The 26765-nt window shown below is 67.4% G+C and carries 21 protein-coding genes and 1 pseudogene; 8 read left to right on the forward strand and 14 right to left on the reverse strand.

Annotation, left to right across the window (positions count from 1 at the left end; translation table 11 throughout):
* Window positions 1–159, forward strand: a pseudogene (locus tag ACFYPR_RS05590) (MerR family DNA-binding transcriptional regulator); the annotation flags it as partial.
* Window positions 160–326: 167 nt separating this feature from the next.
* On the opposite strand, the gene ACFYPR_RS05595 reads toward ACFYPR_RS05590, so the two are convergent.
* Window positions 327–749 (reverse strand): ATP-binding protein, encoded by a 423-nt coding sequence (locus tag ACFYPR_RS05595; RefSeq protein WP_354859505.1) that lies wholly within the window; start codon window positions 747–749, stop codon window positions 327–329.
* Window positions 750–939: 190 nt separating this feature from the next.
* Between ACFYPR_RS05595 and ACFYPR_RS05600 the strand changes: the two genes are divergently transcribed.
* A complete protein-coding gene (locus ACFYPR_RS05600) occupies window positions 940–1320 on the forward strand; it encodes an STAS domain-containing protein (RefSeq protein ID WP_355068614.1) in 381 nt (126 codons plus the stop codon).
* Here the strand turns inward: ACFYPR_RS05600 and ACFYPR_RS05605 are convergent, their stop codons facing one another.
* A complete protein-coding gene (locus ACFYPR_RS05605; RefSeq protein ID WP_387185762.1) occupies window positions 1321–2577 on the reverse strand; it encodes a PP2C family protein-serine/threonine phosphatase in 1257 nt (418 codons plus the stop codon).
* Window positions 2578–3177: 600 nt separating this feature from the next.
* Window positions 3178–3951: an SDR family oxidoreductase gene (locus tag ACFYPR_RS05610; RefSeq protein ID WP_363936589.1), complete on the reverse strand. Its 774-nt coding sequence runs from the start codon at window positions 3949–3951 to the stop codon at window positions 3178–3180.
* A 97-nt stretch (window positions 3952–4048) separates the two neighbouring features.
* On the opposite strand from ACFYPR_RS05610, the gene ACFYPR_RS05615 reads away from it, so the two are divergent.
* The 3 genes from ACFYPR_RS05615 (at window position 4049) to ACFYPR_RS05625 (ending at window position 5724) form a co-directional block, all read left to right on the forward strand.
* Window positions 4049–4657, forward strand: coding sequence for a helix-turn-helix domain-containing protein (locus tag ACFYPR_RS05615; RefSeq protein ID WP_354859512.1), 609 nt, complete (start codon window positions 4049–4051; stop codon window positions 4655–4657).
* 345 nt (window positions 4658–5002) lie between these two features.
* On the forward strand, window positions 5003–5152 hold the full coding sequence (locus ACFYPR_RS05620) for a hypothetical protein (protein ID WP_363936587.1): 150 nt from the start codon (window positions 5003–5005) through the stop codon (window positions 5150–5152).
* Window positions 5152–5724: a transposase gene (locus tag ACFYPR_RS05625; protein WP_363936584.1), complete on the forward strand. Its 573-nt coding sequence runs from the start codon at window positions 5152–5154 to the stop codon at window positions 5722–5724. The genes ACFYPR_RS05620 and ACFYPR_RS05625 overlap by 1 nt, the downstream gene beginning before the upstream one ends.
* A gap of 183 nt (window positions 5725–5907) precedes the next feature.
* Here ACFYPR_RS05625 and ACFYPR_RS05630 read toward each other — a convergent pair whose 3' ends face one another.
* The 3 genes from ACFYPR_RS05630 to ACFYPR_RS05640 all read right to left on the reverse strand — a co-directional run bounded on the left by ACFYPR_RS05630 (window position 5908) and on the right by ACFYPR_RS05640 (window position 9698).
* Complete coding sequence (locus ACFYPR_RS05630) at window positions 5908–6591, reverse strand: nucleotidyl transferase AbiEii/AbiGii toxin family protein (RefSeq protein WP_354859518.1); 684 nt, start codon at window positions 6589–6591, stop codon at window positions 5908–5910.
* Window positions 6592–6593: 2 nt separating this feature from the next.
* Entirely contained in the window at window positions 6594–7160 is a 567-nt protein-coding gene (locus ACFYPR_RS05635) for a hypothetical protein (RefSeq protein WP_354859520.1), read from the reverse strand.
* 189 nt (window positions 7161–7349) lie between these two features.
* Window positions 7350–9698, reverse strand: coding sequence for a DEAD/DEAH box helicase family protein (locus ACFYPR_RS05640; protein WP_387185769.1), 2349 nt, complete (start codon window positions 9696–9698; stop codon window positions 7350–7352).
* Between the two features lie 61 nt (window positions 9699–9759).
* Between ACFYPR_RS05640 and ACFYPR_RS05645 the strand changes: the two genes are divergently transcribed.
* The 3 genes from ACFYPR_RS05645 (at window position 9760) to ACFYPR_RS05655 (ending at window position 12448) form a co-directional block, all read left to right on the forward strand.
* Window positions 9760–10071 (forward strand): hypothetical protein, encoded by a 312-nt coding sequence (locus ACFYPR_RS05645; protein WP_355068604.1) that lies wholly within the window; start codon window positions 9760–9762, stop codon window positions 10069–10071.
* Between the two features lie 6 nt (window positions 10072–10077).
* Window positions 10078–11229 (forward strand): hypothetical protein, encoded by a 1152-nt coding sequence (locus ACFYPR_RS05650; RefSeq protein ID WP_387258706.1) that lies wholly within the window; start codon window positions 10078–10080, stop codon window positions 11227–11229.
* A 481-nt stretch (window positions 11230–11710) separates the two neighbouring features.
* A complete protein-coding gene (locus ACFYPR_RS05655; RefSeq protein ID WP_387258708.1) occupies window positions 11711–12448 on the forward strand; it encodes a transposase in 738 nt (245 codons plus the stop codon).
* A gap of 840 nt (window positions 12449–13288) precedes the next feature.
* On the opposite strand, the gene ACFYPR_RS05660 is transcribed toward ACFYPR_RS05655, so the two are convergent.
* The 8 genes from ACFYPR_RS05660 to ACFYPR_RS05695 form a co-directional block, all read right to left on the reverse strand.
* The gene (locus tag ACFYPR_RS05660) at window positions 13289–13768 is read right to left on the reverse strand and encodes a hypothetical protein (protein ID WP_387258710.1); all 480 of its coding nucleotides are present in this window, start codon (window positions 13766–13768) and stop codon (window positions 13289–13291) included.
* A 175-nt stretch (window positions 13769–13943) separates the two neighbouring features.
* Window positions 13944–15872 carry an AAA family ATPase gene (locus tag ACFYPR_RS05665; RefSeq protein WP_387258711.1) on the reverse strand — a complete coding sequence of 643 codons (1929 nt, stop codon included), beginning with the start codon at window positions 15870–15872 and terminating at the stop codon, window positions 13944–13946.
* Window positions 15869–16441 (reverse strand): hypothetical protein, encoded by a 573-nt coding sequence (locus ACFYPR_RS05670; RefSeq protein ID WP_387258713.1) that lies wholly within the window; start codon window positions 16439–16441, stop codon window positions 15869–15871. The genes ACFYPR_RS05665 and ACFYPR_RS05670 overlap by 4 nt, the downstream gene beginning before the upstream one ends.
* Window positions 16438–17775, reverse strand: coding sequence for a hypothetical protein (locus ACFYPR_RS05675; protein ID WP_387258714.1), 1338 nt, complete (start codon window positions 17773–17775; stop codon window positions 16438–16440). Before ACFYPR_RS05675 ends, ACFYPR_RS05670 begins: the two co-directional genes overlap by 4 nt.
* A 424-nt stretch (window positions 17776–18199) precedes the next feature.
* On the reverse strand, window positions 18200–18703 hold the full coding sequence (locus tag ACFYPR_RS05680; protein WP_387258716.1) for a hypothetical protein: 504 nt from the start codon (window positions 18701–18703) through the stop codon (window positions 18200–18202).
* Window positions 18612–19274 (reverse strand): DUF433 domain-containing protein, encoded by a 663-nt coding sequence (locus tag ACFYPR_RS05685; RefSeq protein WP_387258718.1) that lies wholly within the window; start codon window positions 19272–19274, stop codon window positions 18612–18614. The genes ACFYPR_RS05680 and ACFYPR_RS05685 overlap by 92 nt, the downstream gene beginning before the upstream one ends.
* Before the next feature lie 215 nt (window positions 19275–19489).
* Complete coding sequence (locus ACFYPR_RS05690; protein WP_387258719.1) at window positions 19490–21349, reverse strand: N-6 DNA methylase; 1860 nt, start codon at window positions 21347–21349, stop codon at window positions 19490–19492.
* A 65-nt stretch (window positions 21350–21414) separates the two neighbouring features.
* Window positions 21415–26760: a DEAD/DEAH box helicase gene (locus tag ACFYPR_RS05695; RefSeq protein ID WP_387258721.1), complete on the reverse strand. Its 5346-nt coding sequence runs from the start codon at window positions 26758–26760 to the stop codon at window positions 21415–21417.
* Between the last annotated feature and the right edge of the window lie 5 nt (window positions 26761–26765).

Raw genomic sequence — 26765 nt, forward strand, 5'->3', positions numbered from 1 at the left:
CGCTACCAGCTTCGCCTGGCCGCTCGGGCCCGGGAGATGGTCGACCAGGGTACCGCCCTGGAGGCTGCCTGCCGGATCATCATCCTCGAAGACCAGCTGGAGGAAGCCCTCCGGCAAAACCAGAACCAGCAGCATGGGACGCGGCACACTGACGCCTGAGGTCATCGGCGGGCGGTGAGCTGACTGGCTCGCCAGCGCGAACCACCTCGGCTCTGCCGGCGTACTCCTGCTCGTCGCACCTCTTTCCATGTCGGCCGCCAGCCGCCAGACGCCCCCACCGAAGACCGGACATCGGCTCGGACTCGGCGGATGGCGCGGGCGTCCGGTTATCGGATCGGTGCCGTTCGTGCGTCGGTGAGATGTTTGGTGATGCGGAGCAGCACATGGCCCGGTGGCCCGTCGACGAAGGCTGCCGTGTCGGCGAGCGCGGCGATCAGGGGCAGTCCACGACCGCCGACGGTGAGCGGGGCGGGGAGTTCGGCGTCGAGGCCACCGCCGTCGGGGATGCTGCCGCGGTTGCCGACCTCGAGGAGGCAGACGTCGTCGTCGATGACGATGGTGATGTCGACGACGCTGTCGGGATCGGCGTGCAGCACCGCGTTGGCGCACGCCTCGCTGATCAGTACGGCGAGGTGGTCACGGGAGTCCTCGGCGACATCGGTGAGGCTCAGCAGGGTGGTGAGGACGTGGCGGGCGCGGGTCACCGACGACGGTTGCCGTGGAAGTGACAGGTTCATGCTCACCCGCACTGCACAGCTCCTCCCCGGCCCGTGCCTGAACCGTCGGCCTACCGCGTCACCCTGAGGCGCGATGCTCCAGTGGTGATCAGCCCTACCCCGGTTCTGCTGAGGCGAAACAGTCAGAGGTGCCGGCTCGACGTGCCCGGGCCGACGGCGGTTCACCCGTCGGCAGAATAGGGTAGGCGGGGATCATCGGGGCGTGGGGGAGGTTGCTGTGGAACTGCTGCTGTCGGTCCGGCCGGGCCGGGGTTGCACCGTGCTGGAGGCGCGCGGCGAGCTGGACATGGCGACATCCCCGCAGCTGCGCGAGCGTCTGCAACGGTTGGTCGACGCCGGTGACCACCACGTGGTGGTGGACCTGGCCGGGGTGGGATTCATGGACTCCAGCGGACTGGGCGCGCTGGTCGTGATGTTCAAGGCGCTGCGCGACGTGGGCGGTCGGATGAGCCTCGCGGCACCGCAGCCCGCCGTGCACAGCGTCCTGACGGTCACGTCGGTGGATCGAGTGATCCAGGTTTATGACAGCGTGCAGGCGGCCGAAGCCGATGTGCCGTCCACCGACCACGCGCCAGGCCGGTAGTCAGTCGGGCAGAGCGGCGCTGGCACGCTCCTGGTCGGCGCCGGCGCTGGTACGCCGGTCCTCGCGGTGCCCGCCGTGCCAGTCGAGGATGAACAGGGTGGCGTCATCGGCCAGCTTTGGTCCGCTGACCTCCAGGACGGCGTCGGCCAACGCCCGGGCGGCCTCTCGTGGATGCAGACCGGTGATCGACCGCAACATGGTCGGTAAATCCAGGTTGGCGGCGTTGCGCTCCCGCATGCCATCGGTGATCACCACCAGACGGTCGCCCGGCCGCAGCTCGACCTCGCCAGCGCGGTGTCCGGCGTCGGCGAACATTCCCAGCGGGAAGTTGGGCGGTAGTGGCAGCACCCGAGTGTTCCCGTCGCGTACCAGCATCGGCGGGACGTGCCCGGCGTTGAGCAGCGCGCACACGCCGGTGCGCAGGTCGAGACGGCCGAGGACCGCGGTGATGTAACCGCCGGGCACGGTGGCATGGCCGGCCACGTCGGCATTCGCGGCGTCGGCCTGTTCCACCAGACCGACCCCGCGGCGGCGGCTGTTGCGCAGGCTGCCCACGCCCAGGGTGGCCGTGAGCGCGCTGGCCACGCCGTGGCCCATCGCATCGGTGACGCTGAAGTGCAGCACGTCGCGGGCGAGGCTGTAGTCGAAGGTGTCCCCGCCGATGCTGGCGGCGGGTTCCAGCCAGCCGGACAGGGTGAACGCGCTGGCCTCACAGGTGAACGAGGCGGGCAGCAGGCGCCGCTGGATCTCCCCGGACAGGGTGAACGGGGTCGTCCGTTGCCCCCACTCGAACAGATCGGTGTGCCGCCGGTTGGCGATCACCACGAATGCCAACACGTGTGCCGTACGGGTGATCTCCTCCAGCGCCCGCGGGTCCGGCTCGTCCGGCAGGCTCATTTCGAGCAGGCCGATGGCCTCACCGCGGTCGGTCACCGGCGCCAGCACCGTCCACGTGTCAGGCTGCGGGACAACATGCACCGTCTGGGTGCGTAGCGCCTGCTCGGCGGGGCCGCCATCGAACGGCATCACCGTGGCGACCTCGTCACCGCCCCGGCGTCCCGCACCGGTTCCGCCGAGCGGCACGCGGGTCAGCCGGACCAGCGCCCGGCCGCTGAGGTCCGCGATCAAGAACGCGACGCTCCGCGCCCCCAGCGCCACACCGAGTTCCCGGGTGACCGCGTCGACCGCGTCGACGGGGGAGGCGTTCTCCGCCGCATCCAACAGCTGCGCCATGATCCACCCTCGGCTGCTTTCCACGGCCTGAGCCTACGAGACCCGGCTGGTCATCGCCGAGCACGAGGATCCTCACCACAGCGTCGACAGCCCAAACCAGGTTTCACATTCAGGGGCCTGGAGTGAGCTTCCCCTCGTTCCCGGACACCTGAATCTGGCATGTGCGGACACGTGGGGACCGTCGTGGCCAGGATCGCGGCGGGTCCAAGCGAACCGGGGACAGACCCGCGCTCCCAGGTTCTTCGGTGGCAACGCCGGCGACGGGGTATGGGGACGAAGGCCATTGATCCTCGACGATGTGTGCGGTGTGTGCTCTCCAGCGGATGCCAACCGGTGCCAACCGGTGCCAACACGGGTCACTGCGGCCGACCGCCGGTCGCAAACCGGCGTTCGTGTGCTCGGGGTGGTCCTCGGCTGGGAGAGGCGGTCAGGGCAATCGGGCAGGCAGGGGTAATGGGCAAGGCAGGCAGGCCGATCACGAGAAGTGGATCACGACAGGCTGCATCCGTGTCGCAGTCCGGTGCCTGGCGGTCGGCCGGCTTCCCGCTCGGGCCGTCGGCTCGCCAGGGCTACAGCCTGAGCATCGGACCTGGTGAACCTTCCAGATCAGAGCCAAATTGCTCGTCAGGCGTTGGAGTGAACACCGATGCCGCCGGAGACGGTGAGGTTGTCGCCGGTGATGTAGCCGGCGGCGTCCGAGGCGAGGAAGGCCACGGCTTCGGCGATGTCGGCGGGAGCGCCGACGCGGCCGAGCGGGACGTCCCGGGCCCAGGAGTCGATCACTTCCTGGGAGATACCCATCCTGCTGTAGACAGGGGTGTTGATCATTCCCGGGCTGACCGCGTTGACGCGAATGCGGCGGGGGGCGAGTTCGAGCGCGAGGGACCGCATGAGGGGTAGCAGAGCGCCCTTGGCTGCTGTCATCGCGGCCCCGAGCCCTTCGGCGGCGCCCACGGTGAACACGACCGAGGCGCCCTCGTTGAGGAGCGGCAGCGCCTTTTGCAGGGTGAAGAAGTTTCCCTTGACGTTGATGTCGAACAGCACGTCGAAGGCGTCTTCGTCGGTTGATTCGATCGGGCCGGGGCGGGAGATGCCCGCGTTGAGGAAGAGCAGGTCGAGGGAGCCGAGTTGCTGGCGCGCCTGGTCCATCGCCTGGTCGATGTCTGGCAGGGACCGTGCGTCGGCCCGGACGGCCGTGACGTCTTCGGGAAGCCCGGCGTCGGCGACATTGCCGAGGCCGGTGACCATGACGCGGTAGCCGCGGGAGTGGAGTAGTTCGGCGGTCGCCTTGCCGATGCCGCTGGTTCCACCGGTGATCAAAGCTGTGGGTGCAGGCATGATGCGCTCCTTTGCGTACTTCTGGGCCGGGGGCGGCCCTGTCCGTGGGGCCGTGGGCATGCTGCGTCACTGCCTCTGGCAGCGTACGACATCCTGGCAGTGACTGCCAAACGTGATGTCACTGTCAGGATGGCAGTGCCGGGCTAGTCTGGGTGGCATGAAGCAGGAGGCCAAGTCAGCGACGGGCGCACCGACCACGCTGTGGGACCGGACACGGCAGCTGGCTTCCCAGGAGATCCTCAAGACGGCGCTGCGCCTGTTCACCGAGCAGGGCTACGACGAGACGACCATCGCCCAGATCGCCCGGGAGGCCGGCGTCTCCCAGCGCACCCTCTTCCGCTACTTCGGCACCAAGGAGGACCTTCTCGGCGGAGGTCAGGACCGGTTCGGGCAGGTCCTGATGGACACGATCGGCGAACAGCCTGCCGATTCCGGTGTCTGGGAGGCCCTGCGCGCAGGGGTTGCTGCCGTACTGGCCTTGCACGACAGCCGAGAACAGGCCCTGGAGCGGTTCCGCCTCCTCCACAACACCGCCTCGTTGCGTGCCGGTTGGCTTGAAAAGCGACTGCGATTCCAGGAGAACCTGCTGCCGCTCATCGAGACCCGTATGGACGCAGCTACCGACAAGGAGGGCGCGAAGGCGCGCGCGGTGATCGCGACGGCGTTCGCGTGCCTGGATGCCGCATCGATGACGTGGGTCGCCAACGACGGCAAGGGCGACATCATGGACCTGTACGACGAGTGCCTGGCTGCGGTGCGGGGCTGACCCGCAGCGGCCAACGCAGGTGACCTTAGGGTTTCCTGCTCCTGCAGCGCGGGCGCGGGCGCGGGCGCGGGTCGCAGGGACGTACTGCTGTGATCCCTTGTGACCGCGCTGGCACCCGCCCGTGCGACTGGAGGCGCACGGTGCGGTCGCCGGATGGCTGACCTTCCAGCTACCCGCCGACCTGTTCTGACAAGGCGTTGGTATCCAGCGCTACGACGCTGCAGGACGGTCGGGGTATCGCCGTGACAGTCAGTGCGTCAAACGTCGGTGGCCAAGCGGCCGGCGAGACGAGCGCTAGTTCCGCTAGGACGGTGCGGGCCAGACGGCGTCGATGAGCTGGCCGGGATGCTGCGGCTCGCGCTGGCCGACGCGGGCGCGACTCGGATCGACGCGGCGGCGACCGGCACCGCGCCCGACGGCGCCCGGGATCGAGCGCTCGGCGTGATCGCGTTCATCGTCACCGCCCTGCGGACCGCAGGGGCCTCACGAAGGTAGTGGAGGCGATCCGCGGCTGCCTCGCCCGCGTCGCCGGCCGCCGCCGGGTGCGGCTGACCGTAGCCGGGGTCGACGTGGAGGTCGCCGCCGACGTCGATGTCGCGCCGATCGTGGCAGCGCTCCTGGCTCAACCCAGCCGGCCCGTGACCGGGCTGCGGCGGGCGCTCGTGGTCGCGAACGCCCGGTACGACGACCCGGCACTCGCCGCGTTGCGCGCTCCGACCCGCGACGGGCGGACCTTGGCGTTCGTGCTCTCCGGCGGCAACGTCAACGACTGCAGCCGCTTCACCGAGGTCATGGCCGCGATCCGGGTCGAGCGGTCCGGGCCCGTTCGACCTCGGGTTCGCCCGGATCACGTCATCGCCGACAAGGGCTACAGCTCCAAGGCCATCCGGACCGACCTACGCCAGCGCGGTATCGGGCACACCATCCCCGAACGCGCTGACCAGCAGGGCAGCCGTCGACTCGGCAGCTGCGGCGGCCGGCCGCCAGTCTCCGACAAGCAGCTCTACAAGCACCGCAACGTGGTCAGTCCCTGCCAACGCGGGTCAACGCGCAGGTCGTTACACTGACCACTCGCGCCCTCGTAGCTCAGGGGATAGAGCATCGGTTTCCTAACCCGACGCTCCGCCGATGCCCACAGGCCGATGACCTGCGGGTTCTTGTTTTCTACCTGTATGTGCCGGTCGCTTCGCGGCCTTGCTGCGATCGCTTGCCGAAGATCAGCTGGAACGCTGTGGGTCCTGAGTGCAGGCTTAATGCTGCCGCGAGCCGGAAGCCGAGGCATCCTCGGCGGGTTCGTTCTCGCCGAGCAGCTCCCGGCGCCATTCGGCGAATCGGCTACGAAGATCGTCCAGCGCTCGGTCGGCGACGCCGTACTGGGCGAAGTCGTCAGGATCGAGCAGGGTGGCTTGTCCGAGAGCGTCGGCGAAGACGCGGCGGTCGAAACCACGGTCGGCGCGCTGCGCGAGGGTGAGAAGGGCCTGGCGCGTGTAGCGGCCGGATCGGAGCGTGGCGTCGATGTCGATGAAGTCACGAGCGAACGCTCGCCCGTAGAGTGCGCTCATCTTGTTCGCGACCGCGTCGTCAGGGTGCAGTACCGGTCCGATCGCCATGAGGATCGGTTCGTTGGCACGCCAGTCCACGCCGAGTTCGACCTTGGAGATCCGCATGCCGTCGGTGACGGCCAGCCGGGCGAACGTGTCGTACTGCCGCTCGGTCTCGACGGTCAGGCCGTCGTCTCGGTAGGCGTGCACGACGGCGGTGACCGCGGTGGTGAACTCCTCGCGGCGGTCCCAGGCGGTGAACAGGTCGACGTCCTCGCTGGGTCGCTCCAGGAGCCCGGCGGCCTGCACCGCGTAGCCGCCCGCCAGAGCGAAGCCGTATCGATCGGCTGCCCCGAGCCCGGTACGGGCGAGGCGTTCGTGGAAGGGGTCCACCGCTATGCCGCGTTGCTGCGGTTTGCGGCGAGTTCGGGAAAGGCATCTTCCCAGCGCTGGCGGAGCTGGGGTGGCAGCCAGAGGGTGGGCCAGAGCCTTCGGAGGAGGTCGGCGTCGAGCCAGGTGTTCAGGTCCTCGACCGTGCTCGCCTCGGTGAGTACCACCTTGTACATGCTGGCCAGGCGTGTGGTCCGGTTCAGGTCGTACTCGGGGTGCCCGGACCAGTCGAGATGACGCGGAAGCGTCACCGCGCCTTCGGTGGGGCCGTGCAGTTCGGCAAGGGTTTGGGCCACGACGTAGGGCCTCCGGTCGCCGTAGGGCTGGTAGTCCGCCGGCGGTTGGGGTGATGTCCTGCGTCGGTTGATGTTGGTCGCCCGCCGGACCTCCGGTCGTAGCACCTGACGGATCGTCTCCCGGCTGTATCCGGTGACCCGCTGCAGGTCCACCGGCCGCCAGCCGGCCGCATGAAACGCCCGCAACTGCTCGTCCCGCTCGGTCAACGCCTGTGCCCGCGTCGCCTCATACCTGGAGACAACCGCGTGCAGCTCATCCTCGGAGAACCGACCCATGCCCGTCAGCCTACTACGCTAGGCCCAGCACGCTTGGCTTGTTTCCCATCGTGCTGGCGAAGACGTTGCTCCTCGTGGGCATGGTTGGGATCAGCCGCCGCATTGGCACCGAGCGAAGTGGATCAGCCGGCCGCTTACCGCTCCCTGTTCCTCGTTCCGCCAGGCAGTGATGACCGCGATCGGAGGCATTCATGTTTTGGTGAAGCCGAGGGCCCGGTATCCGGGCATGCGGCGTTGGAGTGAGGCGGCGAGGATAGGGGTGGCCGGGTCGTGGTAGTCGTGGACCTCGGCGAGGTCCTTGCCGGGTGCGGCGCGGATGACGCGGCCGGCGCATTGGACGAGTAGCCCGTCGTAGGAGATCGGGCCGGCGAGGAAGAGGGTGTCGAGGGCGGGGGCGTCGAAGCCTTCACCGATGAACGGTGTGGTGCCGATGACGAGGAGGCCTTCGCCGGTCTTGGCCTGGTCGAGTCGTTCGACGATGGTCCGTCGGTTGGTGGTGCTCATCGTTCCTTGCAGCACGAGCGCCTGGTGTCCGAGCGTCGAGAGCAGGGCGCTGAGTGCCTCGACGTGAGCGACCCGCCGGGTAAGGACGAGACAGTTGCGTCCACGGGTCAGGGCCGCGACGACGTCGTCGGCGATCCGAGCGTTGCGTGACTCGTCGACGGCGAGTCTTCGGTGCACCTCGGCGAGCGCGCCGGGCGCGTCAAGGTCGATGTAGCCGGGCTGGAATGTTGTCTCGTGAATGAACAGCGTTCGACGGGGTCCGGCGTCGGCGTGCATCGCTGCCGCGAGGGTGCCCGGTTCCTCGTCGGTCAGGGTGTGGCGGACGGGTCCGAGTTGCCAGGTGACGAGTTGGCCGAGGCCGTCGCGTCGAGTGGGGGTGGCGGTGAGGCCGAGCCAGAACTGCGCGGCGATCCGTTTGACCGAGTGCTCGTACGCGGCCGCGCCGAGGTGGTGGCATTCGTCGACGATGACGTGCCCGTACCCCTGGGTCAGGGAGGCGACGTCGTCGCGTCGCGCGAGAGACGGCAGCAGTGCGATGTCCACCGTGCCGGTGAGTTTGCGTCGGCCGCCACCGAGTTGACCGGGCTTGATTCCGAGGAACTGCTCAATGCGGACGCGCCACTGGTCGGCGAGGGCTTTGCGGTCGACGAGGACCAGGGCGGACGTGGTGCGTTCGGCGATCACGGCGCAGGCCATGACGGTCTTGCCGGAGCCCGGTGGGGCGACCAGAATTCCGTTGTCGTGGGCGAGAAGCGCGCCGACCGCGTCGGCCTGCTTGCCGGTGAGTTCGGCGGCGAACGCGGTTTCGATCTCGGCCCCGGAGTTTCGTACGTCCGTGACAGCCAGCCGCGACTCGGCGCGTTCGACGATCGTGGCGATGGTGTGCCGCAGGCCCCGCGGGAGAACCAGGCGGTCATCGAGGGTGAGGTCGTAGCCCTGGATGAAGCGAGGGGTGTCCCAGGTGGATTTGCGGAGTCGCTGCAGCTCGTAGAACTTCGGGTTGGCTATGGCGGCGGCGTGCTTGAACGTCGCCAGAGCGGCGGGGGTGAGCTGTGCGGCGTCGATGCTCAGCCCGGGACCGGCCTCCGCGTGGACCACCGGAGGCAGCGGAGGATGGACCTGCGTCGCGGCGGACCGGCTCATCGTGGCGACGTCGGCACCGGTGACGGCTTGCTTGGCCTGCCGGGCGACGTGTTCGGCGTCGCCGGGGCTGAGCCGGTCCAGCGTCGACAAGAACGCCCACTGGTCCGCGTACGGCTCGAGCGTGCCGAGGTCGAGAAACGTGGTCAGCCCGTCCTTGCGGCGCCGCCCCTGCAGCGGTGCGGCGATGAGGTTGCCGAAGCCACCCTCGGGCAGGACGTCCTGGTTGGGGAACAGTCGGTCGTACGAGCGCAGATCCATCGACCCGCGCAGCACCATCGCCTCACGCAGCAGGACGGTGCCGACGGCCCGCCCGGTGGCCGCGGGAACCGCGCCGGTGAAGAAGACCCACACGTGGGCGCCGCGGCCCGACTGGGAGATCTCCAACGCGGCGGGCACCGCGCTGGCCCGTGCCGCCTTCACGTACGCGAGGGCGTCGAGCATCGCCGTCGGCCCGTCGAAGTCGGCCACGACGAAGTGGCAGGTGTTGCCGGGCATCAGCGGGTACAGGCCCACGAACACGTCGCCGACCAGATGCGCCGCAACGACCTCCGTCGTCCGTGGCAGGTAGGTGGCACCGCGCCGGTCCATACCCTTACGCCAACCGCCAGCGACCGCGGGCATCCACCCGACAGCGCCGGTACGGGCGTTCTCCCACCGCACGGCGTACACGTCGGACCGGGCCCGGAACCGGTCGGCGAACAACGCCAGCTTGTCCCGAGTCGGCGAAGCCATGGTGACCAGCCCTGGCGGCTCAACCGGCGCGGACAACTGCTCCGGTGCCGCGGTCGTGTCCTGGCCGCGCAGTTCCAGCAGACGCGCCAGTCGAGTGTTCTCCGCCCGTAACCGCTCGACCTCCCGGCGAAGATCGACGAACTCGGCCACCGAACTCATGCCGACCATCCTCGCGTATCTGGCTCCGAACACCCCGACACCGGTCCGATATCCTCCGCCGATGGCATCGAAGGGACACGCCGCACTGGAGGCGATGATCGAGGAAGCCACGGTCGACGCGTACGGCGACGACGAGCAGCTCACCGGCCTGTTCACCATGATCGAGGAGCACCTGGTGGTGCCGTTCACGACCACCGTCCTCGGCGTCGAGGTCACGGTGCTAAAGGTCGACCTGATCGCGGACAGCATCGTCGCGGTCTGCACCCGAGGTCGCCACCGGCAGAGGATCGGCCTACTCGACCTGCCGCTACCCACCCCCGCGCCGGACGGCAGAGCGTGGATCGACGCCTACCGGCAATGGGCCGGAAGGTAGGCCACGATGAGCGAGTACCAGTACTACGAATTTACCGCCGTCGACCGGCCTCTCACCGGCCGGGAGCGGGCCGACCTGCGGTCGATGTCGACCCGGGCCGACATCACCGCCACCAGCTTCGTGAACACCTACGAGTGGGGCAACTTCAAGGGCGACCCGCGCAGGCTGATGGAACGGTATTTCGACGCGCACCTGTACCTGGCCAATTGGGGCACCCGCCAGCTCATGCTGCGGCTACCGAAACACGTGCTCGACCCCGCAACCGTCGCCCATTATTGCCAGGGTGACAGCGCGTCCGTGTGGGCCGCCGGCAAGCACGTCATCGTCGACCTCCATGACGAGGACGAGGACGGCACCGACGAGTGGGACCTCGACGGCCACGGTCTGCTCACCTCCATCATCCCGGTCCGGGCCGGCCTCGCCGCCGGCGACCTGCGCCTGCTATACCTGGCCTGGCTGCGCTGCGTACAGTCCGAGGAGATCGCCGACGACGAGCCCGAACCGCCCGTCCCCGCCGGCATGGGCACCCTCGACGCGCCCCTCACCGCCGTCGCCGAGTTTCTGCGCATCGACCCCGACCTGATCGCGGCCGCGGCGGCAGGGTCGGTGCCGGTCGCCTCCGGTGAACCGACCGCGGCGCAACTCCGCACCTGGGTCGTCGGGCTTCCCGCCCGGGACAAGGACGCCATCCTGACCGACCTGATCACCGGCGGCGACAGCCACCTACGCAGCCAACTGCTGCGCCGCTACCGCGACGCACACCGCACCGATACGCCCACCCCGGCAGTCGCCCGCACCGCCGGGGAGCTACTCGCCATCGCCGCGGACCTGCGCGCCGAACGGGAACGACGGGACGCCGAGCAGCGCGAACGCGACTGGGCTCGCAGGGAACGGTCCGCAGCGGCCGCCCGGCAACGGCACCTCGACGCCCTCGCGGTCGACCAACCCGCCGCCTGGCAGCGGGTCGACGAACTCATCGCCACGAAGAAGCCCCGCGAGTACGACACCGCAGTTCAACTCCTCGTTGACCTGCGCGATCTCGGCGACCGCGACGGAGCCAGCGCATCGTTCCGAAACCGGCTGGCCGAGCTACGGGCGGTGCACGCCCGCAAGCCCAGCCTGCTCGAACGCCTCAACCTCGCAGGCCTCGACACCTAAACAGCCTGCCCGGCGACCGATGGCCTCGCCGCTGTCGGCCGCTGCCCCGATACCACCGTCATGCCGTCGTTCTCCTCCCTGTGCGGACTCGTCGGACGACGTACGGATCGCCGCCGAGTGACCGTCGCCGGAGACGGGAAGGCCGTGAGGCCGCCGCGGCGTGCCGGCGTGACGTCCCGAACAGCCGATGCCAACGGCAGCAGGCTCCAGGAGTTCGTCCGAACCCGCAACCAGACATCGAATGATGTCGTTTGCCGATTGGACCCGGAGGGTCGGGTGACTGTCTGGGTGTGTGCTGCCGATGTCATGGCCAGCTAGGAGTAGGACGCCCCGGCCCTCGCTGACGACCGCTGTATCAGCACTGGATGGAGACTTGCGACCGATCGCCCTTTCCGAAGTTGTGGCTACTGAACCGCGGCGGGTCCATGCCCCTTGACCAGCACGAGCGAGAAGGACCGCCCGCATCCAGGACCTCCTGACCATGATCAGCCCCGCCTTGGAGAAGGCGCTGAATCTGCGCAGCAGAGGTGCGCTCCGGCTCCTCGCGCAGTGGCAGACCCCCGCCGGGCTGCGCCGCGCCGGCGAAGCCCGCATCCTGGCCTACCTACGCCAGCACGGCGTGTGGGCCGCCAAGACACTCACCGCCAAAGTTCACGCCGCCGCGCGGACACAAACCGTCTCCGTCGCGGGAGAGGCCACCGCGGCCCTGATCGTGGGTCAGATGGCCACCGACCTCGAAGCGGTCAACGACCGCATCACCGCCATCGAGGAAACTATCGCCGCGGTGGTCGCCGAGCACGAGCTGGGGGAGATCCTCACCAGCCTGCCCGGCATCGCCACCACCCTCGCCGCCGAGTTCCTCGCCCACGCCGGCACCCTCACCACCTACTCCAGCCCCGCTGCACTCGCCGCCCACGCCGGGCTCGCGCCGATCTCCCGAGACTCCGGCCGCAGGCAGGGTCATCAGGTTCGGCCCCACCGCTACCACCGCGGCCTGCGCCGGGTGTTCAGCATGTCCAGCTTCACCGCCCTGACCCACTGCCCACGATCACGCGCCTACTACGACAAGAAAAGAGCCGAAGGAAAGACTCACCGCCAAGCCACCGCCGCCCTTTCCAGACAACGCCTCAACGTCCTCTGGGCCTGCATCCGCGACAAGACCCTCTACCAGCCCAAACAGCCAAGATCGGCAGAGGTGGCGCTGTGCGAACTCGCATAGAGACTCCCTGGGCTGGGCGAACGGCGGTCCGGGGAACGTGGGTGAACGTGGGCCACTCCCTGCCACCCCAGGTGAACCCCCAGGTCGCTAGACTATGCGCTCGCGCCCTCGTAGCTCAGGGGATAGAGCATCGGTTTCCTAAACCGTGTGCTTCTATAACCCGCAAGCCGATGACCTGCGGTTTCCCGTTTCTTAAGGTCAGTAATTGGTCGCAGGGCGGCACTGCTGTGATCGCTTGCCGAAGATTTGCGGTGCGGCGTTTAGCCTGCTCAGAGTTCCGATGGTGCGATGAACATCCAGTGCCTAATCCGGAAGCAGCCGGCTCAGCGCGGCTCCCCAAAGCCATGCGACGGATGCGCGTGGCGCAACCTCGGGCATGGCCGTTATTGTGTGGTACGCCATTTCATCGACTTCTTGGCTGTCGCTGCGATCGCTGGGTCCTCCTCGTTTAGAAACATGCGCTCAAGGCCACCGATGGTGTTGAGGTACTCCGCCATTTGTGCATCTATACCGCTGACGGCGGCTGAAAGGGAACTGCATGTCCCCGGCTGGTATACGCCGGCTCGGTCGAGAAACCTGCGCATGAGTGTCAGGGAGGTAGCTATAGCCGGCGGGCAGGTTTCAAGCGCAGGCCCCAATCGAGTGACCAGTGCACCCTCGTGTGCCCAGAACGTGCCTGCGCCACTGATGGCAGCGCCATGGATTGAGGCAGAGAGGTATCGGTAAAATGGATAGATGTCCGCCATGCCAGCCTGTTCCGCTCGTACGGCGACCGATCCTGCATGCCAAGATCTGAGGTATTCGCGGCCGTAGCGATTAAGTAGCGAGGTGACTTCGCGCTCAGTGTCGTGGAGCAGTGTCCGCCGGTGATGAGCTGCTGCCTTGGCTGCCTTTCCCGTCAGGTAGCGTGAAAGGGGCCCAGGCCATTGCATGGCGCACGCCAATTGGCCAATGCTCGATGCAACGCTCAGCCAGATCCTCGTCGGTTGACACAGCGTGGAAACTGAGGACATCCTCGATCAGCGTTCGCGTGCCTCTGAGAGCGGAGGTGCCCCGGCCGGCCATCCCGTCGAACAACACATCGTTGAAGTCGTTGAAAGTCTGGCTCGCTACCAACTTTACCGCTGGGTGCTCCATCGACAGAATGAGTTCTTGATAGACCGCCGCGAGGCGGTCGTTGTAATCGTTCACCGATGCGGCCATGCCGGGACTGTTGTCAGTGATCAACTCAAGCATTCGCGATGGGGAGTTGACCGGAAGGTTGAGGGGGTGAAAGTTCATGCAGATCTCCTCGACAGCACGCTTCAAGGAGATCGCCACCCAGCACCGGCATCCGTAGTGGACCGATCTCGCGAATTGACACGGGCTGACCCTGTCGTTTCACTCTGCTCGTGGCCCTAGCCGGGCGCTAGCTTGATTACTCAAAGTAGCCTGACTGACGCGTGCTGGGTCGTGTAGTTGGCTCGGATAGATTGCGGTTCTTCGTGTAATAGCCTTACATGGCCTCGTTGTCGTGCATCGTCCGGACAGCGGACGGACCGGGATGATGGATGGTCGACACAGTGGGGTGGTCGTAGTCGAAGTCAATCTCTGAGAACTCGCGTCGCACCGTGCTAGGCAGTTGGTTGTCGGCGACGATAAACTGCAGCTTTCCCGGGAGGGCGGCCGCAGTGTTCGCGAGTCGCTGGTAGAGGGCTGTCGAGATGTCGGTTGCCGCGTTCAACGCCATGCGAGGGCTGTCAATAAGAAGAAATGACGGGAAGCTGGTGTCGCCGCGGGAGACCACCACGTAGAGAATCGATGTCCAATAGGCTATCTGCGTGGCGGTGATGATGCCGCCGCCTTTGCTTGCTTTCGAGAAGAGCCGCCCGTTCAGCAGCGGGAGGTAGTTCGTGGGGTGGATGGTAGCGGTTTCGATGCTCGGGACCCCGATGCTGCGCATTGCTCGGGCGAACTCGGTGTTCAGGTCATCGAGGATGGACTGCCGCCGCTTGTTGAGGTTCGTCTCGCGCTGGGCAAGGTTTGCCCGGACGCGATCGCGTTCAGCGCTGAGGCGCTTCTCGGAGGCGGCGAGGTCGTCCACACGATCCCACTGCCTTAAGACAGTCTCGAGTTCCCGTTGGCGGGACCGAGCCTCGGCTAATTTGTTGGATGCGTCGGTGTATGCCTGCAGGCGGGGCGTGACCCGCTCGGAGGTACGCGTTTCAATCTCGAGGGTCAGGTGTTTGATCAGCGTTTCACGTTCGTCGACCGCCTCGTTGACGGCGTCGAGTTGACTGTCTAGAGCGTCGAGTTGCTCATCCATCTCCCGTAGCTGGCCGGTTAGCTGGTGTTGTTCGTACTGGTCGTCGTCAGGCCCGGTGGTGACGGGATCGTTCTGTAGGCAAACACGGCATGAACCCTCAGGGACCGGGCGGCTTGCCAGCGACTGTACGCATCGTGGGCATGTAATGAATTCGATATTCGCGATCCTGGCGCCGGCGTCGCGCATGCGCTGCAGGCGCGCGAGATCTGCCTCGACGCGGCGCCGCTCGCTGGTCAAGTCCCGGCGTTGGCGGGTTAGTGTCGTTACCGCAGCACGAGCGTCGGCTAGTCGTCGCTCGGTGTCGGTGAGGAGGTCCCGCATTACTTGGGTCTCCCGGTCGGTGACCGGATTGATCGCTGCTCGCAGCACACGTAGTTGTGCCTCAGCGGCGATCTGATCGTTGGTGGCATCCCCGTAGGCGTCGAGCGCCTCCTCCTTGCCCGTGGTGTTGGTGGTGTGGAGGAAGCTGCGAACGGTCTCGGTCTCTTTCTGCGCTGCGGCTACCTGACCGTGAAGCCGATTTGCCTCTGAGCGCAGCGACAGAATATCCGCATCAGTGAGTCTGAATAGCAGCTCAAACACAGCCTTGCGCTTGGACTCCAGGTACGTGTCCTGGCTGCGGGCGATGTCACGGTTCATCTCAGATTGAGCTATGTACATAAACGAAAGGATGTCTGCGAAGGATATTCGCGTACCAGCGTTTGTGCTGCCCCCGGTCCGAGCGGCAGCACGCATGTTGTCGGGAAAGCCCAGTGCGTTCATGAGCAGCGAGTTCAGGCTGGGCACGTGATCCAGGTTGACGCTGTGGTCCGGCAGCCGCTCCTGTATACGCAGGTCGGTCACTCGCACACTGCCACGCTTGTTGGCGTCGGTGCTACGCACAAGGAGGTAGCGGGCTCTTCCGATGGTCACATCGACGCTGACGTCGGTGACGCTTTCGGTAATGACGGGAGCGAGCATGCCGTCGCTGCCAAAGCCGAATTTGATCGCTTCTAACAACGTGGTCTTCCCGACACCGGTTGGCCCGGAGAGAATCGTCAGATCCGTAGGGAACGCATACCGCACCGGTCCTTCGATGGTGTCGAGAAGAACCCTGTTGAGGCGGAAGTTCGTGGTCAACGGATTACCTGCCGGTGGGGTCGGTCCATGAGGTCAGCCAACCTCTGGTAGATGAGTTCCTTCAGAGCGTTACCAGTTAGGCCGATAGACGCTTGCGCGATGGCCTGGCTACGGTCCGCGATCTCCGACCAAGCGGACGAGCGGGCCATCTCATCGGCCATTTCCCGACCGGCGGCTGTGGCTACGAGGGCTACGCTGCCTTTGCGGCCTCTGGTGTAGCGCAGTAACCCGCGGCCCACCAACGCGCCGATGATGGCGTAGTAGCGGTCGTCCCAAGGCCCGTACTTGTAGCGAGTCATCGGCGCCTCTACCGCAGTCGGCTCCCGGCGCTCCTCGTCGTTAAGATGCAGGCGAGGGTCGTCGCTGCCTAATGCGTCCAGAACCTGAGTTGCCAACGCTGGGTATCGCAGTAGGAAGTCCAACTTCGCAAGCTTCGTCAGACCGTCGAGCTTGCGATTGTGTCCTGGCTCGGCTGCGGTGGCGGCTACCAGCAGCAGGACGCGTGCCTGGTGGTAGGCCAGATCCTCTCGCAGCAGGGCCAGCTCGGCGGCCTGGAAAGTCGTCGTCACAGGCCGGCACCTCGTTCGCCTCGACGGTGAGCCACTTCGGCATCGATGTCGAAGCTCTCGCTGAACCACACTTTGCACTCATTCGACAGGTCACACAGACCGCCGAGAGCTAGGTCTACATCGACCTCGTGCGGCAGCGTCGCGGCCTGCTGCTCCAGTTGAGCTTCGAGTTCGCGCCACAGCTCGGCACCCCAGCTGGTGGTAGGTGCCTTTACCTTTGATGTTGCGACGTCGCTGATGCGAAGCAGTGCACGCCGTAGCCGCATCTGGTCTACGCGTGCCTGGGGATCGGACGCTGTACGGTCACGCCAGAGATCTTGGTAGTCCAGGCGAAGCTGCTCGGCTCGCTCGACGGCGTTGTCAGAACATCCGCCGACCTGCATCTTGATGGCGAGCCGGCTGGTGCGAACCATCCGTGGCAGCCTGGCGAAACCTGCTGGGTGGGCGATCGCGGTGCGGATGGCCATATCGATATCTCCGAGTGTCACGATCCGGCTCGTAAGTTCCTTCTCACGCTCGACGACGCTCGGCGCAGCGGCACCCACGGGAGCGACCAGAACTGCTGGTAGGCCGCCTGCCTCCGTTGGTCCACCAGCTCGCATGCGGGCCCGGAACAAGGAAACCACGGCCTGCCACACCGACTCCGCCGCTACAGTGCTGCCAAGGCGGTTGAGTACTGGTTGGGCGTACATGTTGGGGGCCGCGAAGGTGACAACCTCCTTGGTCGGACTTGCTTGATACCTGAACATGGAGAGGAAACGAGCCATCTGCTGCCGGTGCTCGGCGGTCGGGACCGTCTCGCCCAGGCCACTGGCGTCGGCTTCCCACCGATCTGTAAGCCCGTCGCAATGCTTGAGCAGAGCCTTGCCGAAGGCGGTCAGCAGCTCGTCGAACTCGCCCGGTGCGATTAGCTCTCGCCCGGCCAAACGGCGGTCACGCAGCGTTTCTGCCAGAATGCCCAGATGCTTCGGTTGTCCATCACCCAGTCCTGCGGTGGTAACAAGCCGGCAGATCGCCTTCTCCTGCATGACCAGCCAACGACCGAAGAGGTGTCCCACACCGCCGTCGTCCGCCAGAGAATTCAACGTGGTGTAAGCGCCGAACGACAGCCCCCAGTGCTTGGCTGACACTAGTTCGGCGTCCTCGCCGCGGAGCGTCACCCAGTCCTCATGCCGCTCACACAGCACCCGACAACCATCGGCTGACACCAGGCGCCCGCTCACGTCCAATGAGTCGAGGTACAGCCGTAGGCCGTCGGCCGCCGCCATGACCGCCTGCCACTCGTACTGATCTGCAGTCCGCGCACCGGCATCATCCGGCGGCACCTCTGTCACGACCAGCTCGGCAGCCGTAGCCACACTCTCTGCAACCTGCAAACGCCACCCGCCCGGTCATCCGTGGCCGCTCGACCACTCAGCGTTCTGTGATCGTTCCGGAGTCTGCCCGACTGCTTGAGTGCTAACCCGTTCTCTGTCTCGTACTTGACAGCAGAGGGGGTCTGTCGAGCCTTCGACGGAGAGTTCTTGTCAGACGCCCACGACCACCTGAAACCCGGGCCTCGGCGTCGGCCGAACAACTCATGAAGTCAGCACTGTCGACGCCGCGTGAAACTGACCCCGTGGTTCCTGGAACCCACCCGGACCAGCGGGGTCACATTTCAGCCGGCGTTGACAAGCACCCCGCAGGTTGCAGCACGGCTACGGTCAGGCTGACAGCAACGCGGCGCGCGTCGTCGTCACGCCAGGTCGCGCGGGCCCTCTATGAGCGGCGGCGGCGAATCTCGGCGAGGCGCTCTTCGTAGCTCGTCACGCTGTCTCGCCTGAGCCAGTAGACGTTCGGTTGGCGGGCCGACGCCAGTGCGCAGATCCGGGCCAGGTTCAGCCGCACCAACTCGATGATGTGGTCGCGGGCCGCATCGCCGGGGAAGAGGAACATGTGCACTTTGGCCTTGACGAAGGCTTGCAGCTCCAGCTCCCGCTTGAGGATGTACTGGTCGCGGCCGAACACGACCCAGCCCTTTTCGCCGATCACCGGCAGCCAGTCCTCGTCCCTGACACCCTGCTCCAGCCGATCCCGGGTGAACACAGACGCGGGGCTGTGCACCTGGTAGCCGAGGTCGGTGATGCACCGGCGCAGTGACCGGCCGTGCATGTTCTCGTCGATGTAAAACTCAGGCGGCGCGGCCCAGGAGGACGCGTGCGGCGGCTCGGGCGTCGTGGATGCCGATTCCGAACTCGTCCGCGACTGTTTCAGCGCTCTCACCCGCCTTCATCATGCCGGCGACGTCCACCACCCGGGTTCCCGTGGCTGCGAAGATCGGCTGCCCGAACGAGCGCCGCATGTTGACGATCACCTTGGCTGGCTGCCAGTTGGACAGCGTCAGCTGCTCGGGGATCCCTTCGCTGTCGAAAGCGATGTACTCCATGTGATCGGCCACGATTTCCTTGATCACATGTTGGTTGGTGCCACCGACGATCAGGCCCTCCCCGGGGCGGGTTTTGTTGAAGTCCCACAGCACGTCGATGCCGTCAGTGGCCAGCTCGGGTGCGATAAGGACGTACTCGCGGCCGAACTGCCGCTGGAGTTCCGTCAGGGCTGGGCGGATCTTCTGCGGACGCACGCCTGCGCTCCGCAGCGCCTCCAGCACGTGTGCCTCGGCTAGGGCGATGAACGTGACCGGCAGGACGTCCGGATGACCATCGGCGACGTGCAGCAGCGGACCGCCGCGTTGGTAGCCGCGCGCCCACCGGTGGAAAGTCTGTTGCGGGACCCGGAGATGACGCCCGGCTTGGGCCAGATTGAGAATTCCTTCCGTAAAGCGGACGTCGCTCATTCCTGCCCCCTTTCGGTGCGTCATTGATCTGCTGTCAGCAGCATTGCATACGTGGCGTAGGGAGCGCACCAACGTGGGTCGCGTCCGTGCAGGTGGTGTAAGAGACGGCCACCGCTGGATCCGGTTTGATGTTATGCGGCGATCGGGGTCGGGTTGGGTGGCTCGTTGGTGTGTTGGTCTGAGCCGACGGTGGCGAGGCGAATCCTGGCGACTAGCTAGCCGCTCGTATCCCGCTGTGCGTGCCCGTTCCGAACCGTCACCAATCCCGCTATTAGTCCTACGGCGAGCTGCCGTGCGAATTCTTCGCTTTGCCGGGTGGCGGAACGAATCGCGTCCTCGAGCAGCTGCACCTGCCGGAAGGCCGTGCCCTGCCGCTGCTGTTCGTCGAGCGGGATCCGGGGCACCTGCGCCCGGCGCACATCGAACCGTTGCACGCCAGAGAGACTCAACGCCTGCCGCTCGTTAGAAGCAGTCCGCAGGTGGCCGGCGAGGAACCAGGGGTCGAGTGCCTCCGGGTGACCCCGCAACAAGATCAAGCTTCGCCCGAGCAACTCACCACCGTCAACGATGACCCGGGCGGACAGTGCGGGCGCGGTCGTCGGCACGACGACGTCACCAGCACGCACGACAATGCGCGGGGTGAACATCTCGCCGGCCCGACCGGTGCCGGGCCGCCCGGCAATGACGTCGTCGCTGGTCAGCACCGCTTGGTCAGGCTCTGGCAGCCCACCGGCCCGTACCGGCCCAAGTAGCTCCAGCTGCCCTGAGCGCACGAGATCGCTGACCGCCACCGCGAGCGGCGACTGGGGAGCTGCGGTGGCGTCGACCGCTGGCAGCAACGGCGGAAGGCTGGCCAGGAGGCCCTCCAGCCGATCGCGGCTCTGCCGCAGCGCTGCGACCGTGTCGAGGCTGGATTCGGCCGCCGCTACGTGTCGGCTAGGCGTAAGGTCCACCTCCTCGTCGAGCAGGTCGATGACCGAAGTCGTCGAGCCCAAGCCGCCGTCGCCGTCCACTGCCGCCACAATTCGCTGGTACGCCTGGTCCAGCGGCTCGGTCGAGGCGTCTACCAGGCGGACCGTCGCCGTAGGTTGCGTGGTGCGCTGCAGCACCCACAGATGCAGTCCGATGGCGTGCGGGGCAGCCGCTCCCGGTGGTAGCGCGATAATCGCTACCATAGTGCCTCGACGCAGCAGCTCAGCGCGGATGCGTCGGCCGGCACGCCGGCTCGCTGCCGCGGGCGGCATCAGCACAACGGCGCGGCCGCCCGGCTTGAGATGAGCGAGCGCGTGCTGCACCCAGGCCAGCTCGGGTTCGGTACGAGGTGGGACGCCGAATTCCCAGCGACGGTCGTAGCCGAGTTCCCCGTGGCCCCAGTTGGTCAGCCCGAATGGCGGGTTGACCACGACCGCGTCGGCCTCGAGTCCTCCGAAGGCGTCCTGGCGCAGCGAGTCGCCGAGGCGGACCTCGCCGGGAAGTTCGTTAATCTCCACCCACAGCTGCGCCAGCCGGGTAGCGGCGGGGTCGTTGTCCTGCCCGTACACCGTGGTGGCCCCGGCTGCGGCCGCTGCGCGCAGCAGTCGACCGGTGCCGCAGGCTGGGTCGAGGACCGTGCCGCCTCGCACCCGCGCCAGCCGGGTTATCAGCTCACTGAGCGCCTCTGGCGTGGTGACCGTGCGCTTCCCCGGCAGGTCGGCAAAGCGTCGCCACAACGCCTCGAACGCGTTCCGGACCCCGTGCTTCGCGCTGAGGCCGGTCAGCTCCTCGCGCAGCGCCTCGAACGGGAGGGGGCGGTCGCCGCACAGGTGCTCGCCGGCCGCGGCCAGAGCCGCAGCCGGGTCACCGGCGGCGGCCAGCAGGTTGCGCCAGAGCCGGTCCTCGTCCGCGACCGCGGGCAGCTTGCCGTGCTCGGCCAGCCATCGCTCGATCTCCTCGAGGTCGAACTGAGGACTTGCGGCGGTACCGCCGACCGGCACCGGGAAAGAGTCGTACCGCTTGCGCCAGTTGCTCACCGCTGCCCGACCAACACCGGTCAGGCGGGCGATGTCGGCGGCGGTGACTGTTGGTCTGTGCTGCACACGGGGAATGTACAGTCTCGATGAAGACGTCATACGTGAACAGTGATGTCAGATCTTCCCGTCAATTAGGCGGACATCAGCTTGGCCATCAAAGCGCCTGGCCGGCGGAGGAGATCGAAGGACGTCTCGAGCAGGACGCCGCTGTGCTGCCGACGGATGCGGTCCACGCGCAGGTTGGCGGACGTCGGGGACTGGTCCTCGAACGGGTGCATGATTGCCAGTGGCCGCCGCCCGCGCGCCTGGATGATCGGCACGTTGCCGTCGACTTCGACCGTATAGGAGAAGTCGCGGGCGAACTTCTTCGCCGCGTTGAGATCGCGATCAAGCTGACGGTCGACCGCTAGCGGTCGTCCGCGCAGGAGGTCCAGGAGATCCACCGCCAGCCGCCAGTCCAGCAGCGGGTGCCAGGCACGGTTGTTGTAGTCGCGCAGGCAACTGTGGCAGCTGGAGTCGCAAGGCCGGCCACCCCCGTGCACCCAGAGTGCCTTGGCGTGCCGGTCGGCCTCGTCGAAGAGGACGTCGATCTTGTCGGCCAGTCGGGACGCATATCCGGCGCCGTTCTCCAGGGTATCGGCGATGAACAGCTCGCCGAGCAGGTGCTCGTCCCGCCTGCGCGGGTGTACGCCGACCTGGATTTCATCCGGGCCGATGTCCAGCCACTTGACCGCGGCGTCGCGCAGCAGGTAGCCGAGTGAGGCCCAACCGCCGCGTCCCGCCGCAATCTGCGGGTTGACCACCAGCCCGGGCTCGAGCTGGTCCAGGCCGACGACGAGCACGTCGGTCCGCCGCCGGGCGGCGAGGGCGACCGGCGGACGTGGCGTGCCCTCCTGGGTATGCCCCCAGAGCCTTGCCCGATCCTGGCGCTCCTTGTCGGCGACCAGCGTGATCTCGATCAGCCCGGGAGCCGGGTACGTGTTCTTCTGGACGACGCGGTTGGCCGGGGTGAACTGAAACAGTTCGCCATTGTTGTCGTTGACCGCGAGGATCTCGCTGTTCGTCGACCGGACCACCGCGTTCTCGTAAGTCCGGTCCGCCGTCTCGTCCAGAGCCAGCCGGGGCTGGGAGGCACGCGCGGTCGGCTCGCCAAGCTGCTCGTAGTCTCGGGGCCAGTATGACGCCCGGTAGCCCAAAGGCTCAGCCAGGCTCAACTGGGCGAATTCGGGCTCGCCGGCACCGCAGTGCGGGCACTTCTCGACCGGGTCGTTCGTGACGCCGAGGCAGGACCGGCAGATGCCGGCGAGGCGGGGTTCGCCCAGCGGATCCTCGGCGCTCTCCTGCCAGCTTCCGTCGGGACGGCGCAGATAGTCCACCACGCCGACCGCGGTGTGCACGGACTTGTCCTTGACGATCTCCGAGCCCGGCGCGAACTCGGAGATCGCGATCCCGGCGTCGCGGTCCAGCGTGCTCGGCTCCTCCCAGCCTCGCGGCCGGCCGGTGTAGAGCACGCGCACCTGGGTTGGGAACCCGAACATCGGCAGCAGACCGGCCTGGGCCAGCGCCTCCGACAGCTCCGGCACCCGCGCCGCTTTTGCCACCGCCGCGATCTCGTCGGCCAGCAGCGTTGCCGCCCAGGTGGCCAGGTCATCGGCGTACGTGTCGGCCAGCAGGGTGCCGGCGAGCAGGCCACGGGCGACGTTCGCCCACTGGTCGTGCCCGGTGGCAAGCGTTTCCCCGACCACGTCCGCAAGATCGGGATGTTCCGCCCAGGTCCGGGTCGAGCCGAACTCGCCGTGCACGCTGCGGCCGCCGTCGAACCGGACCCGCAACGCCGCGGCCCGGAAGACCTGGGTGAGCACCTCGGCGGTGAACGCCCGCCGGAAGATCGGCTCGGACCGCATGTCGAGGAACGGCTGCGGCGGCTCGTCGCCGGTGATCGAGGCCGGGTTCGCGAAGTAGTGCTCGTCGTGGCTGCGGGCACCGCGGCAGACGGTGAGCGCGACCGCGAGGTGCTCGCTGCGCCGCCCGGCGCGACCGACCCGCTGCTGGTAGTTGAACCGTTGCGGGGGCATGTTGGCCATAACCACGCCACTGAGGGCGCCGATGTCCACGCCCGCCTCCATCGTGGTCGTCACCGAGAGTACGTCGATCTCGTCGACCGCCGGCACTTCGGTCCCGTCCAGGAAGACTCCCTGGAAGCGCGCCTGCCGGGCCTGTGCGTCGAGCGGGTCGGTCTGTCCGGTGAGTTCCTCGCAGTGCAGCCGGAAGGCCCCGCCGTCCTGGTCGGCGAGCCACGCGTAGTAGTCGTCCTTGTGCGGGTCGAACGGCTCCGGATCGGCCGGCAGCGGCCGCTTACAGGTGACGCAAATGCCCGCGCTGGCGTGCAGGTGCTTGGTGCGGCAGGTCAGGCACCGCCACACCTTCGGCTGATCGGCCAGTGCGATGCGCATCTGCCCCGGATCGACGCGGTACCCGGAGGACTCGCCGACCTTAAGCCGGGCGCCGAGGGCCTCGAGTAGTCCTTCGCCGTCAAGACCACTCCCGTGCGCCGCCGCCACCTTGTCGGCGTACTCTTTGAGTTCCGTCGGCCAGTCGAACACCGCGTCCTGGGTCCACGGCAGCCGGCGGCGCCGCCCCAGGATCCGCAGTGTCGAGCAGGCGAACTCGTGGGCGACCCGGGCATCGAGGGCGCCGAGTGAGACCGGCGCCGCAGGCACTACGTGCGCCACCCCGAGCGACTCGACATCCCGGTCGCCACCCGCGAACACCGTCGCGACCACCTGCTCGGCGAGGGCCTTCTCGATCCGGCCGAGCAGGTTCCTGGCGTCGCTGTCGAGCACGCTGCCCCGGTCGCGGACCGGATTGGTATCCCAGTCGTAGAGCGTGGTCCACGAAGCGTCGCCCACCTTGCTGCGGCTAGGTGCCGGTCCGCCAGGATTCACTCCGAGCGCCAATAGCATCGGCTGGAGGTCCCGGACGAGGTCGATGAGGCTGGGCCGGCCGCCTAACCGCTCGGTGACCGCGGCGAGCGCGCGTTCGTCGCCTGCGTCCAGGGGCGGGAACCCGCTCATCTTCTTGAGCACGGCAGCGGCGCCGTCCCGGTCGGCGGCCTGCAGGCGGTTGAAGAACTCACTGACCTCCGGTGCCTTGTCGCCGTCGAGCAGCCGCTGCAGCAGCGTCCCGTCCCCCGACTGGGCGCGCAATAACGTGAGGAGCAGGGCCCGGATCAGGTCGAGGTAGTGGGCAAGCTCGAGGTTCGCGGACACCCGGGCGGCGCCCTGCCGGCTGTCCGAGAAGGCCACCAGCCGGGAATTCAGCCGCCGCTTGAGGGCACCGGTGAGGACCTGGTTGGCGCGGTCGAAACCGACACCCTGCGTACGGATCGACGACCGCGACCGCTGCCGGTCCTCCACCCGCTTGCTCTTCTGCACCCATTCCTTGTCGTCGCCGCAGGACGGGCACCGCGTGGGGAACGCGGGCATCCGGTCCTCCGCGCCGTCGGCCGCCAGCACGAACACGTATCCGGTGGGCCTTCGCTTGTTGTTTAGGTCCAGCAGCCCGGTACCCGGCGAATAGCTGACGCCGACGAACCGCATCTTGTAGACCGGAGCCTTGGCGTCGTTGCCAATCCGGGTGCCGGTGCGCTGCCAGGACTTGGTGACCACCGGCTTGCGGTCGGTCGGCCAGTAGACCCGGTAGTTCTGCGCGTTTCGACCGGCCGGGGCACGGTCCGGAAGCTCGTCTAGTGAGGCGATCGAAGAGACCAGGAAATCGCGGTTCCCAGCGCGCGCCACGTACCCGCCGAGCATGCTCTCACCGCACGACTGGCAGTACAGCAGCTCCAGGACGCGGGCGCCGCACTCACAGGTGAACCGCTGCGACGCGTACAGCGCACCCATCCGCCGCTCGTCGTCGCGCAGCCCGGCGGGCACCTCCGAACACTCTGGGTCGGTGCACGCCCAGAGGCCCTGCAGCGTACGCACGAAGAGGTGCCCGCGCAGCCGGGCGGCCGGCGACGACTGCTGGCCCAGCAGGCGGACCAGATGGTCGAGCGCTTTGCGTGCCTGATCCGGGTCAGCGCCGGGGAACAGCCGCTCGGCGACGGTGGTCACCGAGCGCGGTCGGAAGCCGTCGTCGCCCGACATGGCCAGCGTGAACGCCCGCTTGACCGATTCGTCGGCCGGCAGGTCATCGACGGTAGCCGTCCTCGCCAGCAGCGGCTCGAGTAGACGGCTGAGGTCATCCGAGCCGGCCGGTTTGCTGGGATTGGCCTTGATGAAGGTGAAGTCCCTGCTGCCGTTGCGCGCGAAGAACTCCCCGAGGAAGGCACGGCCCTCCTCATCGTCCTGAATGCTGGCCGACGTGCCGATCACCCGGAGCTGATCGGGGCGCCGGTTCAGGCCGAGCGCGCTCATTAGGCGGCGCAACAGGTAGGCCACTTCGGTGCCGGCGGTTCCCCGGTACATGTGCAACTCGTCGACGACCAGATTGAACTGGTGCGCCGGCGACGCCTCCAACCAGCGACGGGTCGCCTCGATCATCGGTGCCTCGTCCGAGCGGGACAGCGCGATAGACAGCATGCTGTAGTTGGTGATCAAAATGTCCGGCGCAGCGTGCTGCATGTCCCACCGCGAGCGCATCTCCGCACCGTCCAGCGCGGGCAGGAAGTAGCGCGCGGTCCCGGCGATTTTGCCCGCGTCGATGCCCTCTTGCAGGCGCCGGTGCCGGGCCTCCGCCGAGCGCATCAGCCGGGCGAGGTGCCGCACTTTCTCGGCGCTCGCGGTCTCCCGAGTGCCCGGCAGCGGGGTCCGGCCGGTGTACCGGCCGAAGTAGAAGCGGTGTCCGCTACGGTGTCGGCCCAGCCACTCACGGGCGGCGGGTGAGTCCAGCGCGGTCCGTAGTCGCACCAGCTGGTCCTCGACGAGCGCGTTCATCGGGTAGAGCAGCAGGGCCCGGATTCCTGCGAGCCGGCCCATTTCGCCGCTGCGCTGCGGCTGGAAGGCGCCGCCCTTGCCGGCCCACCAGCGCGGGGCGCTGGGCGTCGATGCCTGGGTCTTCCAGTCCCGCGACTCCTGCACCAGGCCGGTCACGACCGGCAGCAGGAAGGACTCGGTCTTACCCGAGCCGGTGCCGGTGCCGACGATCACGTCTCGGCCGGCCAGCGACTCGCGGAGCGCCTTCTCCTGGTGCGCCCACGGCGAGGGGTGCGGCAGCAGGCCGGCGCCGACGAGTTCGGCAGCCTCTGGCAGGCCGAGGCTGTCGAAGATCTGTTCCCGAGTCGCGGACGATGACGGGTACGACGGCATCAGCTCGACGTACGGGTCGATGAACGCCGTGCCCCGGGCGCTGAGCAGCTGCCGCCGCTCGGCCGCCAGCTTGGCGTCGCGCAGCTCGTAGGCGGTCTCGTAGTAGCGCAGGAACGCGTCCTCGAGGTAGCCCTGCAGCCCGTCCAGGGTGAGAGGGAAAGAAGTCATCGATG

This window comes from Micromonospora sp. NPDC005254 (assembly GCF_042872525.1).
Lineage (GTDB): Bacteria > Actinomycetota > Actinomycetes > Mycobacteriales > Micromonosporaceae > Micromonospora.

Excerpts from the sequence above, each read along its gene's own strand:
- ACFYPR_RS05610 (WP_363936589.1), bottom strand. The coding sequence starts at position 3,951 with ATGCCCACGGCCCCACGGACAGGGCCGCCCCCGGCCCAGAAGTACGCA.
- ACFYPR_RS05615 (WP_354859512.1), top strand. The coding sequence starts at position 4,049 with ATGAAGCAGGAGGCCAAGTCAGCGACGGGCGCACCGACCACGCTGTGG.
- ACFYPR_RS05620 (WP_363936587.1), top strand. The coding sequence starts at position 5,003 with ATGCTGCGGCTCGCGCTGGCCGACGCGGGCGCGACTCGGATCGACGCG.
- ACFYPR_RS05635 (WP_354859520.1), bottom strand. The coding sequence starts at position 7,160 with ATGGGTCGGTTCTCCGAGGATGAGCTGCACGCGGTTGTCTCCAGGTAT.
- ACFYPR_RS05640 (WP_387185769.1), bottom strand. The coding sequence starts at position 9,698 with ATGAGTTCGGTGGCCGAGTTCGTCGATCTTCGCCGGGAGGTCGAGCGG.
- ACFYPR_RS05645 (WP_355068604.1), top strand. The coding sequence starts at position 9,760 with ATGGCATCGAAGGGACACGCCGCACTGGAGGCGATGATCGAGGAAGCC.
- ACFYPR_RS05650 (WP_387258706.1), top strand. The coding sequence starts at position 10,078 with ATGAGCGAGTACCAGTACTACGAATTTACCGCCGTCGACCGGCCTCTC.
- ACFYPR_RS05655 (WP_387258708.1), top strand. The coding sequence starts at position 11,711 with ATGATCAGCCCCGCCTTGGAGAAGGCGCTGAATCTGCGCAGCAGAGGT.
- ACFYPR_RS05685 (WP_387258718.1), bottom strand. The coding sequence starts at position 19,274 with ATGAGCGACGTCCGCTTTACGGAAGGAATTCTCAATCTGGCCCAAGCC.
- ACFYPR_RS05695 (WP_387258721.1), bottom strand. The coding sequence starts at position 26,760 with ATGACTTCTTTCCCTCTCACCCTGGACGGGCTGCAGGGCTACCTCGAG.